This is a genomic window from Streptomyces sp. ATLC9 (assembly GCF_057196705.1).
This window is the reverse complement of record NZ_JBXUOY010000106.1, coordinates 1-16009: the sequence shown is the minus strand read 5'-3', so window position 1 is coordinate 16009 and position 16009 is coordinate 1. Positions and strand designations below refer to the sequence as shown.

At 72.1% G+C, this 16009-nt stretch carries 14 protein-coding genes; 11 read left to right on the top strand and 3 right to left on the bottom strand.

Annotated elements, in window-relative coordinates:
- The 7 genes from AC2CJA_RS13530 to AC2CJA_RS13500 all read left to right on the top strand — a co-directional run.
- Positions 1-821: cell division protein FtsQ/DivIB (locus AC2CJA_RS13530; protein WP_484602943.1), on the top strand; the 821-nt coding region annotated here is incomplete at its 5' end.
- A gap of 276 nt (positions 822-1097) precedes the next feature.
- Complete coding sequence (ftsZ, locus tag AC2CJA_RS13525; protein ID WP_484602942.1) at positions 1098-2357, top strand: cell division protein FtsZ; 1260 nt, start codon at positions 1098-1100, stop codon at positions 2355-2357.
- Between the two features lie 11 nt (positions 2358-2368).
- Complete coding sequence (pgeF, locus tag AC2CJA_RS13520) at positions 2369-3139, top strand: peptidoglycan editing factor PgeF (RefSeq protein ID WP_484602941.1); 771 nt, start codon at positions 2369-2371, stop codon at positions 3137-3139.
- Positions 3136-3867, top strand: coding sequence for a YggS family pyridoxal phosphate-dependent enzyme (locus AC2CJA_RS13515; RefSeq protein ID WP_484602940.1), 732 nt, complete (start codon positions 3136-3138; stop codon positions 3865-3867). Before pgeF ends, AC2CJA_RS13515 begins: the two co-directional genes overlap by 4 nt.
- A gap of 213 nt (positions 3868-4080) precedes the next feature.
- Positions 4081-4725, top strand: coding sequence for a cell division protein SepF (locus AC2CJA_RS13510; protein WP_484602939.1), 645 nt, complete (start codon positions 4081-4083; stop codon positions 4723-4725).
- Positions 4726-4792: 67 nt separating this feature from the next.
- On the top strand, positions 4793-5077 hold the full coding sequence (locus AC2CJA_RS13505; protein ID WP_241718398.1) for a YggT family protein: 285 nt from the start codon (positions 4793-4795) through the stop codon (positions 5075-5077).
- A 48-nt stretch (positions 5078-5125) separates the two neighbouring features.
- Positions 5126-6259 (top strand): DivIVA domain-containing protein, encoded by a 1134-nt coding sequence (locus AC2CJA_RS13500; protein WP_484602938.1) that lies wholly within the window; start codon positions 5126-5128, stop codon positions 6257-6259.
- Positions 6260-6374: 115 nt separating this feature from the next.
- On the opposite strand, the gene ileS is transcribed toward AC2CJA_RS13500, so the two are convergent.
- Positions 6375-9524, bottom strand: a complete 3150-nt coding sequence (ileS, locus tag AC2CJA_RS13495; RefSeq protein ID WP_484602937.1) for an isoleucine--tRNA ligase — start codon at positions 9522-9524, stop codon at positions 6375-6377.
- 523 nt (positions 9525-10047) lie between these two features.
- Here ileS and AC2CJA_RS13490 point away from each other — a divergent pair.
- The 3 genes from AC2CJA_RS13490 to AC2CJA_RS13480 all read left to right on the top strand — a co-directional run bounded on the left by AC2CJA_RS13490 (position 10048) and on the right by AC2CJA_RS13480 (position 12435).
- Entirely contained in the window at positions 10048-10743 is a 696-nt protein-coding gene (locus AC2CJA_RS13490) for a TraR/DksA family transcriptional regulator (RefSeq protein ID WP_484602936.1), read from the top strand.
- 45 nt (positions 10744-10788) lie between these two features.
- Positions 10789-11406 (top strand): signal peptidase II, encoded by a 618-nt coding sequence (lspA, locus tag AC2CJA_RS13485; RefSeq protein WP_484602935.1) that lies wholly within the window; start codon positions 10789-10791, stop codon positions 11404-11406.
- A gap of 87 nt (positions 11407-11493) precedes the next feature.
- Positions 11494-12435 (top strand): RluA family pseudouridine synthase, encoded by a 942-nt coding sequence (locus AC2CJA_RS13480; protein WP_484602934.1) that lies wholly within the window; start codon positions 11494-11496, stop codon positions 12433-12435.
- Between the two features lie 73 nt (positions 12436-12508).
- Here AC2CJA_RS13480 and AC2CJA_RS13475 read toward each other — a convergent pair whose 3' ends face one another.
- Positions 12509-13639 carry a mechanosensitive ion channel family protein gene (locus AC2CJA_RS13475; RefSeq protein ID WP_484602933.1) on the bottom strand — a complete coding sequence of 377 codons (1131 nt, stop codon included), beginning with the start codon at positions 13637-13639 and terminating at the stop codon, positions 12509-12511.
- A 140-nt stretch (positions 13640-13779) separates the two neighbouring features.
- On the opposite strand from AC2CJA_RS13475, the gene AC2CJA_RS13470 reads away from it, so the two are divergent.
- Positions 13780-14370: a dienelactone hydrolase family protein gene (locus AC2CJA_RS13470; protein ID WP_484602932.1), complete on the top strand. Its 591-nt coding sequence runs from the start codon at positions 13780-13782 to the stop codon at positions 14368-14370.
- A gap of 65 nt (positions 14371-14435) precedes the next feature.
- Here the strand turns inward: AC2CJA_RS13470 and AC2CJA_RS13465 are convergent.
- The coding region (locus AC2CJA_RS13465) for an alkaline phosphatase D family protein (RefSeq protein WP_484602931.1) at positions 14436-16009 on the bottom strand (1574 nt) is incomplete at its 5' end.

The window sequence follows — 16009 nt, the reverse complement described above, 5'->3', positions numbered from 1 at the left end:
GCTCGGGACCGCCCCCGCCGGCGGGCCGGGGGGCCCGGCTTTTCCGCGCGCCCCGCCTCCCGGAGGGCCGCGGACGCCGCCGGCTGCTGCTCGCCCTCGCCCTCGGCCCGGCGCTGCTGATCGGCGGCCTCGCCCTGTGGCTGCTCTACGGCTCCGCGTGGCTGCGGGTGGAGAGCGTCACGGTCGACGGCGAGGGGGTCCTGACGGAACGGCGGATCCTCGAGGTCGCCGGCATCCCCCTCGGCGAACCGCTCGTCTCGGTCGATCCCGGGGAGGTGGAGCGGCGGCTGCTGGAGGCGCTGCCCCGGATCGACTCCGTGGAGGCGGCCCGTTCCTGGCCCCATGGCATGGAGTTGACGGTCACGGAGAGAAAAGCCGTGGTCGTGATGGTGCAGGACGCCCGGAACGGGGAAGGCGGGGGAGACCAGGACGGCACGAGGGGGCGGCGCTATGCCGAGGTGGACGACGAGGGGGTGCTGTTCGGCACGCTCGCCGAACGGCCCGCGGGCGTCCCCCTCCTCACCCTGGACCTCGCCGGGTCCGCCGACGGGCGCCGTTTCGGACCCGAGAGGATGCGGCAGGAGGCGGTCGGGGTCGCCGCGGCCCTCCCCGAGCGGGTGCGCCGCGACATCCGGACGATCCGGGTCCGCTCCTACGACTCCATCACCCTGGAGATGAGCGGCGGGCGCACGGTGGTGTGGGGGAGCGGCGAGGACAGCGACGCGAAGGCCAGGTCACTCACCCTGCTGATGAAAGCCGCCGACGGCGGGCGGAGATTCGACGTGAGCGTTCCCGGCACACCGGCGGCGTCGGGGAGTTGACGCACGTACGTGCAGGCCAGCACCCTGGCTGGCTACCACGTTGCCTGATCACATAGGGTGAGAAGAAAAACGGGAGGTTCGGCGTGTTCATTGAACGCGAACCACTTGTCGACCTAGTGTCCGTTCCAGAGAATCCGAGGAACGACAGAAATTGGTAACCCTAAACTTGAACGTTAGGGTTCGGGTCGGCGTCCGAACCGTCCCACTCGGCATAGGTCGGCGCACCGCAACCAACGTGGAGCGGCGACACGTAACTCGAGGCGAGAGGCCTTCGACGTGGCAGCACCGCAGAACTACCTCGCAGTCATCAAGGTCGTCGGTATCGGCGGCGGTGGCGTCAACGCCATCAACAGGATGATCGAGGTCGGTCTCAAGGGCGTCGAGTTCATCGCGATCAACACCGACGCACAGGCCCTGCTGATGAGCGACGCCGATGTCAAGCTCGACGTCGGCCGCGAGCTCACCCGCGGCCTCGGCGCCGGCGCCAACCCCGATGTCGGCCGCAAGGCAGCCGAGGACCACCGGGAGGAGATCGAGGAGGTCCTCAAGGGGGCCGACATGGTCTTCGTCACCGCCGGTGAGGGCGGCGGCACCGGCACCGGTGGCGCGCCCGTCGTCGCGAGCATCGCGCGTTCCCTCGGCGCCCTCACCATCGGCGTCGTCACCCGCCCGTTCACCTTCGAGGGCCGCCGCCGGGCCAACCAGGCCGAGGACGGCATCGCGGCCCTGCGGGACGAGGTCGACACCCTCATCGTCATCCCCAACGACCGGCTGCTGTCCATCTCGGACCGCCAGGTGAGCGTGCTCGACGCGTTCAAGTCGGCGGACCAGGTGCTGCTGTCGGGTGTCCAGGGCATCACCGACCTCATCACCACCCCCGGACTGATCAACCTGGACTTCGCGGACGTCAAGTCCGTGATGTCCGAGGCCGGTTCGGCTCTCATGGGCATCGGCTCGGCGCGCGGCGACGACCGTGCGGTGGCCGCGGCGGAGATGGCGATCTCCTCGCCGCTGCTGGAGGCATCCATCGACGGCGCACGCGGTGTGCTGCTCTCCATCTCCGGCGGCTCCGACCTCGGCCTGTTCGAGATCAACGAGGCCGCCCAGCTGGTGAGCGAAGCCGCGCACCCCGAGGCGAACATCATCTTCGGCGCGGTCATCGACGACGCCCTCGGCGACGAGGTCCGGGTCACCGTCATCGCGGCGGGCTTCGACGGCGGGCAGCCTCCGGCCAAGAACCGCGACAAGGTACTCGGTTCGTACGCGGGGGGCAAGGAGGAGGCGCCGGCCGCGCCGCGTCCGGCGCCCGCCGAGCCCGAGCGCCCGTCCTTCGGCGGGCTCGGCTCGGTCACTCCGCGCGAGGAGGAGCCGTCCCCGGCCGTCCCGCTGGCGGACTCCCCCTCCGCCTACGGTCCGGGCTCCTCCTCGCCACTGTCCGGCGAGACCGGCCCGTCCCCGGCCCCGCAGGTCCCCCCGGCCCGTCCCTACCAGGACGGCTCGGCCGAGGAGCTCGATGTGCCCGACTTCCTCAAGTAGGCACCACGAGCGTGATAGGACAGCACGAGATCGTGAGCGGCGCGCACTTCGCCACCACCGACAGGTGGGGCGGGGTGAGCGCCGCTCCGTATGACGAACTCAACCTCGGCGGCGCGGTCGGGGACGACCCCGGGGCCGTGAGGGCCAACCGGGAGCTGGCGGCGGGAGCGCTCGGCCTCGATCCGGCCGCGGTGGTCTGGATGAACCAGGTGCACGGGCGCGACGCCGCCGTCGTCACCGGGCCGTGGCGCGGCGACGCGCCGTGCGTGGACGCGATCGTGACCGCCCGTCGTGGCCTCGCGCTCGCCGTGCTGACCGCCGACTGCGTGCCCGTCCTCCTCGCCGACCCCGCCGCGGGGGTGGTGGGAGCCGCACACGCCGGTCGGCCCGGGCTGGTCGCCGGGGTCGTCCCGGCGGTGGTCGAGGCGATGGGATCCCTCGGCGCGGACCCGGCCCGCACGGCCGTCCGCATCGGCCCCTCGGTGTGCGGGGGCTGCTACGAGGTGCCGGAGCGGATGCGCGAGGAGGTGGCGGCCGCGGTGCCCGAGGCGTACGCCACCACGCGGCGGGGCACCGCGGCGGTCGATGTCGCGGCCGGTGTGCGCGCCCAACTGGCGCGGCTCGGGGTGCCGGAGCCGCCGGCGCAGCAGGTCTGCACGATGGAGTCCCCGGACCACTACTCCTACCGCAGGGAGAGGACCACCGGGCGGCTGGCCGGCTACGTGTGGCTGGAGACTCCCGCCGGAGGCGCGGAGAAGAGTGACGGGGAGGCTGCCGCATGACCGGCCACAGCTCCGACCGCAGAGCCGAACTGGCCGCGAACCTCGCCCGGGTGGAGGAGCGCATCGCCCGCGCTTGTGTCACCGCGGGGCGCGCGCGCGAGGACGTGACCCTGGTCGTCGTCACCAAGACCCGCCCCGCCGGCGATGTGCGGCTGCTGGCCGGACTCGGGGTGCGGCACGTGGCGGAGAACCGGGACCAGGAGGCGGCGCCCAAGGCCGAGGCCTGCGCGGATCTCCCTCTCACCTGGCACTTCGTGGGGCAACTGCAGACCAACAAGGTCCGCTCCGTGGCCCGTTACGCGGATTTCGTGCACTCGGTCGACCGGCCCCGGCTGGTCGGCGCGCTCTCCTCGGCGGCCGAGCGCGAGGGCCGGCGGATCGGCTGCCTGCTGCAGGTCGCGCTCGACCGGGAGGAGGGCGAGGCCAAGGGACGCGGTGGCGTGGCACCGCGGGAGGCGGGGGAGTTGGCCGACGCGGTGGCCGCCGCCCCCGGTCTCCGGCTCGCGGGTGTGATGACGGTCGCACCCCTGTCCGGACCGTACGCCGGGAGGCCGGGAGCCGCTTTCGAGCGGCTGGCGGAGATCTCGGCGGCCCTGCGGGTGGACCACCCTGCCGCGAGCATGGTCTCGGCGGGGATGAGCGGGGACCTCGAGGAGGCGGTGGCGGCCGGAGCGACACATGTGCGTATCGGCAGTGCGGTACTCGGAGTACGACCCGGGCTCCGGTAACGTCGCCAAGCAGGTCGGACCACAGCAGAAAATATGGTCATTCCCGCCCGGTGTGGATGACCGCATGGGCCCGCGGGCACCGGTGACGGAGCCTTGGGTCACGGGCGCCTCCCCGCCGGAGGCATCCGGAGGCAGCATGGGGTCTCCCCGCCGCAGGCAGGGACGGGGCCTTCCCGAAGGCCGGGGACCACCACAGAGCGGAGGACGCAGAGAATGGCCGGCGCGATGCGCAAGATGGCGGTCTACCTCGGCCTCGTGGAGGACGATGGGTACGACGGCCCGGGGTTCGACCCCGACGACGAGTTCGAGCCCGAGCCGGACCCCGACAGGGACCGGCGGCACCAGGCGCACCAGCCTCTGGGAGCTCCCGCGGCGAAGTCCGAGGGGGAGCAGGAGCCCGAGGAACCGGTGCGCGTCGTCCACCCCCCCGCCCGCCGGGAGCGGGAGCAGGCTCCGGCGACCGCTGCCGAAAACGGACGGCACGGGAGGATTGCCCCCGTGTCATCCATCACACCCGAACGCCAGAACCTGGAGAAGAACGCACCGGTGATCATGCCCAAGGTCGTGTCCGAGAGGGAGCCCTACCGGATCACCACGCTGCACCCCCGGACGTACAACGAAGCCCGTACCATCGGGGAACACTTCCGAGAGGGCACCCCGGTGATCATGAATCTGACCGAGATGGACGACACGGACGCGAAGCGTCTGGTCGACTTCGCGGCGGGTCTGGTGTTCGGTCTCCACGGGAGTATCGAGCGGGTGACACAGAAGGTCTTCCTCCTGTCTCCTGCTAACGTCGATGTCACGGCGGAGGACAAGGCCCGCATCGCAGAGGGCGGGTTCTTCAACCAGAGCTGAGAGTCAGTGCAATCGGACGGGCCGGACGACGGCCCGGACGCGACCAAAAGGGAGAGGGAAGCGCACGATGGGCGTCGTACAGCAGGTGGTCCTCATTGTGCTGCAGGTCTTCCTTGCCGTACTGATCTTCCGCCTGGTGATGGACTACGTCTTCATGTTCGCCCGCTCATGGCAGCCCGGCAAGGCGATGGTGGTCGTCCTGGAGGCCACCTACACTGTCACTGATCCGCCACTCAAGCTGCTGCGGAGGTTCATACCGCCGCTGCGCTTCGGAGGCGTGGCGCTCGACCTGTCCTTCTTCGTACTGATGATCATCGTCTACATCCTGATCAGTGTCGTGGCCAGGCTGTGAGCGATACGGTCTTGCCGATATGCCGATGACTTACGTTGAGGTGAAGAGATGCCGCTGACCCCCGAGGACGTGCGGAACAAGCAGTTCACAACCGTCCGCCTGCGAGAGGGCTACGACGAGGACGAGGTCGATGCCTTCCTCGACGAGGTCGAGGCCGAACTGACGCGCCTGCTCCGGGAGAACGAGGACCTGCGCGCCAAGCTGGCCGCCGCGACGCGGGCCGCCGCGCAGAATCAGCAGCAGCAGGGCATGCGCAAACCCGAGCCCCAGCAGCAGCAGGAACGGCCGGGTCCCGTTCCCGCCGCCATATCGGGACCGCAGCCGGTCCCGCCGGGGCAGATGGGCGGTCCGCCCCAGCTGCCCGGCGGTGCGCCGCAGCTGCCGGCAGGCCCCGGCGGGCACGGTCCGCAGGGGGGTCCGATGGGCCCCGGTCCGATGGGCCCGGGCGGTCACGGCGGTCCCGGTGGTCCGGGCGGTCCCGGTCCGATGGGCCCGGGCGGTCACGGCGGTCCGGGCGGTCCGGGCATGCACCAGCAGGGGCAGGGTCCGGGCGGCGACAGCGCGGCCCGTGTGCTGTCGCTGGCGCAGCAGACCGCGGACCAGGCGATCGCGGAGGCCCGTTCGGAGGCCAACAAGATCGTCGGTGAGGCGCGCAGCCGGGCCGAGGGTCTGGAGCGGGACGCCCGCGCCAAGGCGGACGCGCTGGAGCGGGACGCGCAGGAGAAGCACCGCGTCGCCATGGGCTCGCTGGAGTCCGCCCGCGCCACGCTGGAGCGCAAGGTCGAGGACCTGCGCGGCTTCGAGCGCGAGTACCGCACCCGGCTGAAGTCGTACCTGGAGAGCCAGCTCCGCCAGCTGGAGAACCAGGCCGACGACTCCCTGGCCCCGCCGCGCACCCCGGCCGCGGCCTCGCTGCCGCCGTCTCCCTCGATGGCATCGGCGGGCGCACCGGGCGGCGGCATGGGCGGTCACCAGTCCATGGGCGGCGGCCAGCCGATGGGCGGCCCGGGCAGCGGGCACGGTGGTCACAACCAGGGCGGTGGTCAGACCTACGGTGGGCAGCAGCAGATGTCCCCGGCCATGACCCAGCCAATGGCACCCGTGCGGCCGCAGGGCCCGCAGCCGATGCAGCAGGCACCCTCGCCGATGCGGGGCTTCCTCATCGACGAGGACGACAACTGACGCAGCCGCCCCAGGCGGCGGATGGACCGGATCGGCATATCGCAGAGGGCCGGGCTGCGGCGTACCGGTGTCCCGGGCCGCCCGCCGGCCCGGGACACCGGAGACGGCCGACCGCCTACACGCGGCGCAGCCGGAAGACCAGGGACAGCGACTCGTCCTCGAACGGCTCGCCGAAGGAGTCGTCGCCCCCGCCCTCCGCGTAGTCCGTCGCCAGGACCTCGTCCGCGATCAGGGCCTGGTGCTCGGTCAGGGCCCGGGCGACCTCCTCGTCCTCCGACCGCCACCGCAGGGCGATCCGGTCGGCGACGTCCAGACCGCTGTTCTTGCGCGCTTCCTGGATCAACCGGATCGCGTCACGGGCGAGCCCCGCCCGCCGCAGCTCCGGAGTGATCTCCAGGTCCAGGGCGACTGTGGCGCCGGTGTCGGAGGCCACCGACCAGCCCTCGCGCGGGGTCTCGGTGATGATGACCTCCTCCGGGGAGAGCGCGATGGTCTCGCCGTCGACCTCCACCGCCGCCGTGCCGGCGCGCAGCGCCGCCGACAGGGCCGCCGCGTCCGCCTCGGCGATGGCCTTGGCGACCGGCTGGGTGCGCTTGCCGAACCGGCGGCCCAGCTCCCGGAAGTTGGCCTTGGCGGTGGTGTCCACCAGGGAGCCGCCGACCTCGGACAGGGAGGCGAGCGAGGTGACGTTCAGCTCCTCGGCGATCTGCCCGCGCAGATCGTCGCTGAGCAGCTCGAAACCCTGCGCCGCCAGCAGCGCGCGGGACAGCGGCTGCCGGGTCTTGACCCCCGACTCCGCGCGTGTGGCCCGGCCCAGCTCCACCAGCCGCCGTACCAGCAGCATGTCGCGGGAAAGGTCCGGGTCGACGGCCGACAGGTCCGCCTCGGGCCAGGCGGCCAGGTGCACGGAGTCCGGCGCGCCGGGGGTGACGGGGACCACCAGGTCCTGCCAGACCCGCTCGGTGATGAACGGCACCAGCGGGGCCATCAGCCGGGTGACGGTCTCCAGCACATCGTGCAGGGTGCGCAGCGCCGCCGCGTCACCCTGCCAGAAGCGGCGCCGGGAGCGGCGCACGTACCAGTTGGACAGATCGTCCACGAAGGTGGACAGCAGCTTGCCCGTGCGCTGGGTGTCGTAGGTCTCCATGGCCCGGGTGCACTGGTCGACCAGGGCGTGCAGCTCGCTGAGCAGCCAGCGGTCCAGCAGCGGCCGGTCGGCGGGAGCCGGGTCGGACCCGGACGGCGCCCAGCTTGAGGTGCGGGCGTACAGGGCCTGGAAGGCGACGGTGTTCCAGTAGGTCAGCAGGGTCTTGCGGACGACCTCCTGGATCGTGCCGTGCCCGACGCGCCGCGCGCTCCACGGGGAGCCGCCGGCGGCCATGAACCAGCGGACCGCGTCGGCGCCGTGCCGGTCCATCAGCGGGATGGGCTCCAGGATGTTGCCCAGGTGCTTGGACATCTTCCGGCCGTCCTCGGCGAGGATGTGGCCCAGGCAGACCACGTTCTCGTAGGACGAGCGGTCGAAGACGAGCGTGCCGACCGCCATCAGGGTGTAGAACCAGCCGCGGGTCTGGTCGATGGCCTCGGAGATGAACTGCGCCGGATAGCGCTTCTCGAAGACGTCCTTGTTGCGGTACGGGTAGCCCCACTGGGCGAAGGGCATCGAGCCCGAGTCGTACCAGGCGTCGATGACCTCCGGGACGCGGACGGCCGTCAGCGCGCAGTCCTCGGCGGTGCAGCCGAAGACGACGTCGTCGATGTACGGGCGGTGCGGGTCCAGGCCGGACTGGTCGGTGCCGGTCAGCTCCGACAGCTCCGTCAGCGAGCCGACGCAGGTGAGGTGCCCCTCCTCGCAGCGCCAGATGGGCAGCGGGGTGCCCCAGTAGCGGTTGCGGGACAGGGCCCAGTCGATGTTGTTGTCCAGCCAGTCGCCGTAGCGGCCGTGCTTGACCGACTCCGGGAACCAGTTGGTCCGCTCGTTCTCCCGCAGCAGCTCGTCCTTGATCGCGGTGGTGCGGATGTACCAGGACGGCTGCGCGTAGTAGAGCAGAGCGGTGTGGCAGCGCCAGCAGTGCGGGTAGCTGTGCTCGTAGGGCAGGTGGCGGAAGAGCAGGCCGCGGGCGTCGAGGTCGGCGACCAGCACCTCGTCGGCCTTCTTGAAGAACTGCCCGCCGACCAGCCCCAGGCCCTCCTCGAAGGTGCCGTCGGGCCGGACGGGGTTGACCACCGGGAGTCCGTAGGCCCGGCAGGTGAGCAGGTCGTCCTCGCCGAAGGCGGGGGACTGGTGGACCAGACCGGTGCCGTCCTCGGTGGTGACGTAGTCGGCGCCCAGGACGAAGTGGGCGCCATCGATCTCCACCAGGTCGAACGGGCGGCGGTAGGCCCAGCGCTCCATCTCGCGACCGGTGAACGTCTGTCCCGTCGCGCTCCAGCCCTCGCCCAGCGCCTTGGCCAGCAGCGGCTCGGCCACCACCAGCTTCTCGGCGCCGTCGGTGGCCACCGCGTAGGTGACGTCGGGATGCGCGGCCACGGCGGTGTTGGACACCAGCGTCCAGGGCGTGGTCGTCCACACCAGCAGCGAGGCCTCGCCGGCCAGCGGACCGGAGGTCAGCGGGAAGCGGACGTAGACCGACGGGTCCACGACGGTCTCGTAGCCCTGCGCCAGCTCGTGGTCGGACAGGCCGGTGCCGCAGCGCGGGCACCAGGGCGCCACGCGGTGGTCCTGGACGAGCAGGCCCCTGCCGAAGATCTCCTTCAGCGACCACCACACGGACTCGATGTAGCCCGGGTCCATCGTCCGGTAGGCGTCGTCCATGTCGACCCAGTAGCCCATCCGGGTCGTCAGCTCGGCGAACGCGTCGGTGTGCCGGGTCACCGACTCGCGGCACTTCGCGTTGAACTCCGCGATGCCGTAGGCCTCGATGTCCTGTTTGCCGTTGAAGCCCAGCTCCTTCTCCACCGCCAGCTCCACGGGCAGGCCGTGGCAGTCCCAGCCGGCCTTGCGCGCCACGTGGTAGCCGCGCATGGTGCGGAAGCGGGGGAAGACGTCCTTGAAGACGCGGGCCTCGATGTGGTGTGCGCCGGGCATGCCGTTCGCGGTCGGCGGGCCCTCGTAGAACACCCATTCGGGGCGACCCTCGGACTGCTCCAGGCTGCGGGCGAAGACCTTGTTCTCGCGCCAGAGGTCCAGCACGGCGCGCTCCAGGGCGGGAAGGTCCACCTGGGCGGGCACCGGACGGTACTGGGGCGGGGGCTGCGGGCTCATGGTGAGCTTCCTCCAACGGACGTGGTGACTTCCGCCGGAGGGACGAGACCGCCGCCAGTCGGCGCCGGTGCCCGCGGTACCACCCTCCTTGGCGCCGGACGCGTACGCGGGTACGTGTCCACCGCCCTCTCATTGGTGCGGCGACGCCGGTTCTACTCGCCGCCCGTCGCACCGCGTGCCGTCGGCACACGTGCGTGGGCGGCTTTCTTCCGGCGGCTCCGGGGTGATCTTCGCGCCGCGCTCGCCCCCGGGCTCACACCGTCCCCGGGTCGCTCTCGGCCGCATACGGACGCTACTCGTCCCCTTCGACGCCTCTCGCTCAGCCCAAGTGTAAGGGTGCCCCCCGATGGGGGCGGACCGGTTTTCGGACCGCGGTGCCGGGCAGAACGCTTCGCGAGGGGACGGGCCGAGTCCCGCGAGGAGGGAGCGGACCGGCGTGCCCTGTTGCCGCACGGTCGGCACCGATTTATCGTTCCGGTCACGATTCATACACAAGATAACAATATGTGAAGGGGTCGCGGCCATGGTGGCGAGGGAATCCGCAGCGGGGAGGGCGGGAGCCGCACGGGAGTCCGCCGGGGAGAAGGACGCCGGGCACGCCGCGAACACCGAGGACCCCGCGAGCACCGCGAGCGCCCGGGGGAAGACCTCCGGAGAGGAGTCCGCTGCGAAGAGGGCGGCGGCGAGCACGGGCGCCGGAAGGGCGGCCGGCAGGAAGACAGGAGCCGAGACGGTGGTTGCCAAGAAGTCCACGACGGGAGCGCGGTCCGCCGAGCACGCGCACCCGGTCCCCCCGGCGCGTACGGCCGCGGCCACCGCCGCCCCCGACGAGCTGGCCGTACGTCCCGGAGAGGAGCCCTGGACCGCGCAGGAGGTGGAGGAGGCGCGCGCGGAGCTGTCCTCGGAGTCCGAGCGGCTGCGCGTGGAGATCCACGCGGCGGAGGAGGCCCTCAACGGTCTGATGCGGGACTCGGCCGACGGAGCCGGGGACGACCAGGCCGACACGGGGACGAAGAACATCACGCGCGAGCACGAGATGGCCCTGGCGGAGAACGCCCGCGAGATGCTCTACCAGACCGAGCGCGCCCTGGACCGGCTGGAGGCCGGGACGTACGGGGTCTGCGAGAACTGCGGCGAGCCGATCGGCAAGGCGCGGATGCAGGCGTTCCCCCGGGCCACGCTCTGCGTCGAGTGCAAGCAGCGGCAGGAGCGCCGCTGAGCTCTGCCGTCCGCCGCCGCCCGGGTGTGACGTACCCTGCATCACGTGACAGAGGTGGAACGGGCCGGCGAGCAGCCGGGCGAGGCGCAGACCGAGACCGAGACCGTGGACGCAGCCGCCGGCCGGGCCGCGACCGAGGCCGGCGGGCCCGTGGGTGACGGCGGGCCGGTTCCCCGGGGGCGGCGGCGGACGGTGGAACTCGCCATCGTGGCGGCCGTCGCCTACACCCTGGACCTGATCAGCAAGATCATCGTGGTCGAGAAACTGGAGGGCCACGACCCGATCGAGGTGATCGGTACCTGGCTGCGCTTCCAGGCCGTGCGCAACCCGGGTGCGGCCTTCGGCATCGGCGAGGCCCTCACCGTCGTCTTCACCGTCATCGCGGCGGCCGTGATCGTGGTGATCGCCCGGATCGCCCGCAAGCTCTACAGCACGCCCTGGGCCATCGCGCTCGGACTGCTGCTCGGCGGGGCCCTGGGTAACCTCACCGACCGGATCTTCCGCTCGCCCGGGATCTTCCAGGGCCATGTGGTGGACTTCATCGCACCCGCCCACTTCGCCGTCTTCAACCTGGCCGACTCGGCGATCGTCTGCGGCGGGGTGCTGATCGTGCTGCTGTCCTTCCGCGGGCTGGACCCGGACGGCACCGTCCACAAGGACTGACCGGAGCCGACCGCGGCCGGCCCGCACGGACGCGTTCCTCCCGCCCGCCGGGCGGAGGCACCGCGCGCTTCCGGCATACTCGACCGGGTGAGCCAGCTTCCCGAGATCCGCACCCTGCCCGTACCCGACGGCCTGGAGGGCGAGCGTATAGACGCGGCCCTGGCCAGGATGTTCGGCTTCTCCCGTACGAAGGCGGCCGAACTGGCCGCCACGGGAAAGGTCCGGCTCGACGGCGGCGAGGTCGGCAAGTCCGAGCGGGTGCGCGGCGGGGCCTGGATCGAGGTCGAGATGCCCGCGCCGCCCGCACCGGTGCAGGTGGTGGCCGAGCCGGTGGAGGGCATGGAGATCGTGCACGACGACGACGACGTCGTGGTCGTCGCCAAGCCGATCGGCGTGGCAGCCCACCCCAGCCCCGGCTGGAGCGGCCCCACCGTGATCGGGGGGCTGGCCGCCGCCGGCTTCCGCGTCTCCACCTCGGGCGCGGCCGAGCGGCAGGGCATCGTGCACCGGCTGGACGTCGGCACGTCCGGCCTGATGGTGGTCGCCAAGTCCGAGCGCGCCTACACCCTGCTCAAGCAGCAGTTCCGCGAGCGCACCGTCGACAAGCGCTACCATGCGCTCGTCCAGGGCCATCCCGACCCGCTCAGCGGCACGATCGACGCGCCCATCGGGCGGCACCCCGTCCACGACTACAAATGGGCCGTCACCGCAGACGGCAAGCCGTCGGTCACCCACTACGACCTCATCGAGGCGTTCCGGGCCGCCAGCCTGCTCGACATCAAGCTGGAGACCGGCCGCACCCACCAGATCCGCGTCCACATGGCCGCCCACCGGCACCCGTGCGTCGGCGACACCACCTACGGCGCCGACCCGACGCTGGCCAAGCGCCTGGGACTGGCCCGGCAGTGGCTGCACGCGGTACGGCTGGGCTTCGAGCACCCGGCGGACGGCCGCTGGGCGGAGTTCTCCAGCGACTACCCCGACGACCTGCGGACCGCTCTGGAGCGGATCCGGGCCGAGAGCGCGTAGGGCTCGCGCCGCGGGGCCGCGGCGGACGACGCGTCCGGCGCGTACGCCGCGGCCCCGCGCCGGACAGGCCGCCCTAACCCGGCTTCCGCGCGTCCGGTATCCCCGGCCGTCCGCCGTTCGCCCGGCCGTCCACACTCGTCTCCTCCCGCTCCGGCCCCCGCCCGAAGGCCGGCGCCGGGGCCGCCTGCGCGGTGGTGACGCGGGGCAGGGCGTAGGGGTGCTCCCGGTGGAGCCAGGTGATCAGCCCCTCGCGGACCTGGCAGCGCAGCGTCCAGATGTCGTCGGGGGTGCGCGCCGTCATCGTCGCGCGGACCTCGACCGTGGTGGGTGTGGAGTCGGTCACCACCAGGCCGTGGCTGCGGCCGTCCCAGGCGTCGCTGGCGCGCACGATCTCCTCGGTCTTCCGCCGGATCTCGGCGATCGGCGCCGAGTGGTCGAGGTGGAGGTAGACGGTGCCGGTCATCTGGGGGTTGCCGCGGGTCCAGTTCTCGAAGGGCTTGCTGGTGAAGTAGGACACCGGCATGGTGACCCTGCGCTCGTCCCAGGTGAGGACCACCAGATAGGAGGTGGTGATCTCCTCGACCGTCCCCCACTCGCCGTCCACGATGACCGTGTCGCCGATGCGCACCATGTCGCCGAAGGCGATCTGCAGGCCGGCGAAGAGATTGCCCAGCGTGGACTGGGCGGCGATACCGGCGACTATGCCCAGCACACCGGCGGAGGCCAGCATGGAGGCGCCCAGCTTCTCCATCGCGGGGAACTGCAGCAGCATCGCCGCGCCGGCGATCACCGTGACCACCGCCGTGGCCAGCCGCCTGATCAGCGTCAGCTGGGTGCGTACCCGCCGCACCCGCGCGGCGTCGTGGGCGAGCCCGGCGTACCGGGAGTAGGCCGTCTCCACGACGGCGGTCAGCACCCGCAGCATCAGCCACGCGGCGGCCCCGATCAGTATCAGGTTCAGCCACAGGTCGACGGCCCTCTGGTGGTCCCTGGCCAGGTGCGTCTCGTCGGAGAAGGCGTTGAGCAGCCCGACGAAGACCACCGCCCGCAGTGGGACCCGGCCGCTGCGCAGCAGACCCCACAGCGGGGTCTCCGGGTGCCGGGCGTCCATGCGCCGCAGCGCGCGGTCCACCGCCCAGCCGACGGCGAACGCCAGGATGAGGGCGCCGCCGAAGACGATCAGCGGCCGCAGCACGTTCTCCATGGTGGTGTGAACTCCTCGGAAGACTCCTGGGCACGGAAAAAGAACCCCACCGACCGTACCTGGCACCATGGGAGGACTCCGCCTCCCGGCGCGGCGCCGTGATGTGGATCATGAGGCTGATCTGCTAAGGAAGTGACACCGTGCCCACCGTTGTGATGTTCCACTCCGCCTACGGGCCGCGCCCCGCCGTCGAGGAGGCGGCCGTCAGGCTGAGGGAGGCCGGGCACGAGGTCCACACCCCCGACCTGTACGGCGGGCGTACCGCCCGGACGGTCGAGGAGAGCGTGGAGATCAAGGACGGGATCGGCCGCGACGAACTGCTGAGGAGGGCCGTCGCCGCCACCGCCCCGCTCTCCGAGCGCGGGGTGGTGTACGCCGGGTTCTCCCTGGGCGGTGCGATCGCCCAGAACCTCGCGCTCGCCGACACCCGCGCCCGCGGACTGCTGCTCCTGCACGGCACCTCCGACATTCCCGAGGACGCGGCCGTCGACGACCTGCCCGTGCAGCTCCACGTCGCCGACCCCGACCCCTTCGAGCCGCACGACTGGCTGAACGCCTGGTACCTGCGGATGCGGCGGGCGGGCGCGGACGTCGAGGTGCACCGCTACCCCGGGGCCGGACACCTGTACACCGACTCCGGCCTGCCGGACCACGACGAGGACGCGGCCGGGCGGACCTGGCGGACCGCACTCGGCTTCCTGGCGGAACTGGAGGATCCGGCGGGGCGCTGAACCGGGCGGGGTGCCGAACCGTGTGCGGGAGGTCCGGGAAACGCGCCTCCCCCCCACGGCGAACCTCAGCGCACGGGGCCGTCCGCGCGTTCCACCCGCTGCGTGCCCGAGCGGGTCCGGTAGGAGCGCACGTGGACGGCGGAAGCCCGCGGGTCGGTCTTGTCCGACAGCGCGTAGTAGTCCATCTGCGTCCGCTCGGCGTCCACGTCGAGGACGCCGTAGCCGTGGGAGTCCATGTCGAGCCACTTGGTGTGCCGGTTGGCGGCGCGTACGGCCGCCTCCGCGATGGAGGAGACGGTGTGCGGCGGCACCCTCAGGATGTCGTCGATGTTGTCGGAGGTGACGGAGGCGACCACGAACTCCGTGGCGACCGGATGCTGGAGCGGGTACGTCGCGGCCCGGACGGGGACGTCGTTGGCGAAGGCCATGTGGATGTCGCCCGTGAGGAAGACGGTGTTGCCGATGCCGCTCTCGCGCAGGTGCGTCAGCAACTCCCGGCGGTCGTCGGTGTAGCCGTCCCACTGGTCGACGTTGACGGCCAGGCCCTCGCGGGGCACGCCGAGCAGATCGGCCAGCGGCCCGAGCAGGTACGCCGGCACGGACCCGAAGGCCATGGGCGAGATCATCACCGAGGTGCCCACCAGGTGCCACCGGGCGCCGGAGGACGCCAGGGAGGACTTCAGCCAGTCCAGCTGCGCGCGGCCGGTGATGGTGCGGCCGGGGTCGTCCACGTCGTCGCTGCCGATGTCCGCCTGGCGGTCGCGGAAGGAGCGCAGGTCGAGCAGGTGGAGATCGGCGAGGTCGCCGAAGCGCAGCCGCCGGTAGACGGTGCCCTCGACGGAGGGGCGGACCGGCATCCACTCGAAGTACGCCCGGCGCGCGGCTGAAGCGCGCGCCTCCCAGTCGCCCTCCACGCCGGGTGTGTGATTCTCCGCGCCGCCGGACCAGGCGTCGTTGGCTGTCTCGTGGTCGTCCCAGATCGCGATCACCGGGTGCGCGGCGTGCAGTGCCTGGAGATCGCCGTCGCTCTTGTAGTGGGCGTGGCGCTGCCGGTAGTCGGCCAGGGTGATCGTCTCGTGGACGGGGTGCATCTCGCGGACGGCCCCGTCCTTGAGCGGGTACTCGCCCTTGCCGTACTCGTATATGTAGTCGCCCAGGTGGAGGACGGCGTCGAGGTCGGACCGGGCGGCGAGGTGGCGGTAGGCGGAGAAGAAGCCGCTCTCGTAGTGGGAGCAGGAGACCACCCCGAAGCGGACGCGGTCCGCGGCCGTTCCGTCGGCGGGCGCGGTGCGGGTGCGGCCGGCGGGGGAGAGGACGCCTCCGGCCGAGAAGCGGTAGTGGTACCCGGTGGCCGGGCGCAGTCCGCGCACGTCGGCCTTGACGGTGTGGTCGGCCTCCGCGGTGGCGGTGGTGCGGCCGGACGCGACGACGCGGGTGAAGGCGCGGTCCTCGGCGACCTCCCAGGCGACCTCGACGGGCGCGCCCAGTCCGGAGCCGGGCACCGCGTCGGGGGTGGGGGTGATCCGGGTCCACAGCAGGACGCCGTCGGGCAGCGGGTCGCCGGAGGCGACCCCGTGGGCGAAGACCGGGCCGTCAGCGGCCCGGGCGCGCCGCGGCGCGGCCAGGGGCAGCATCGCGG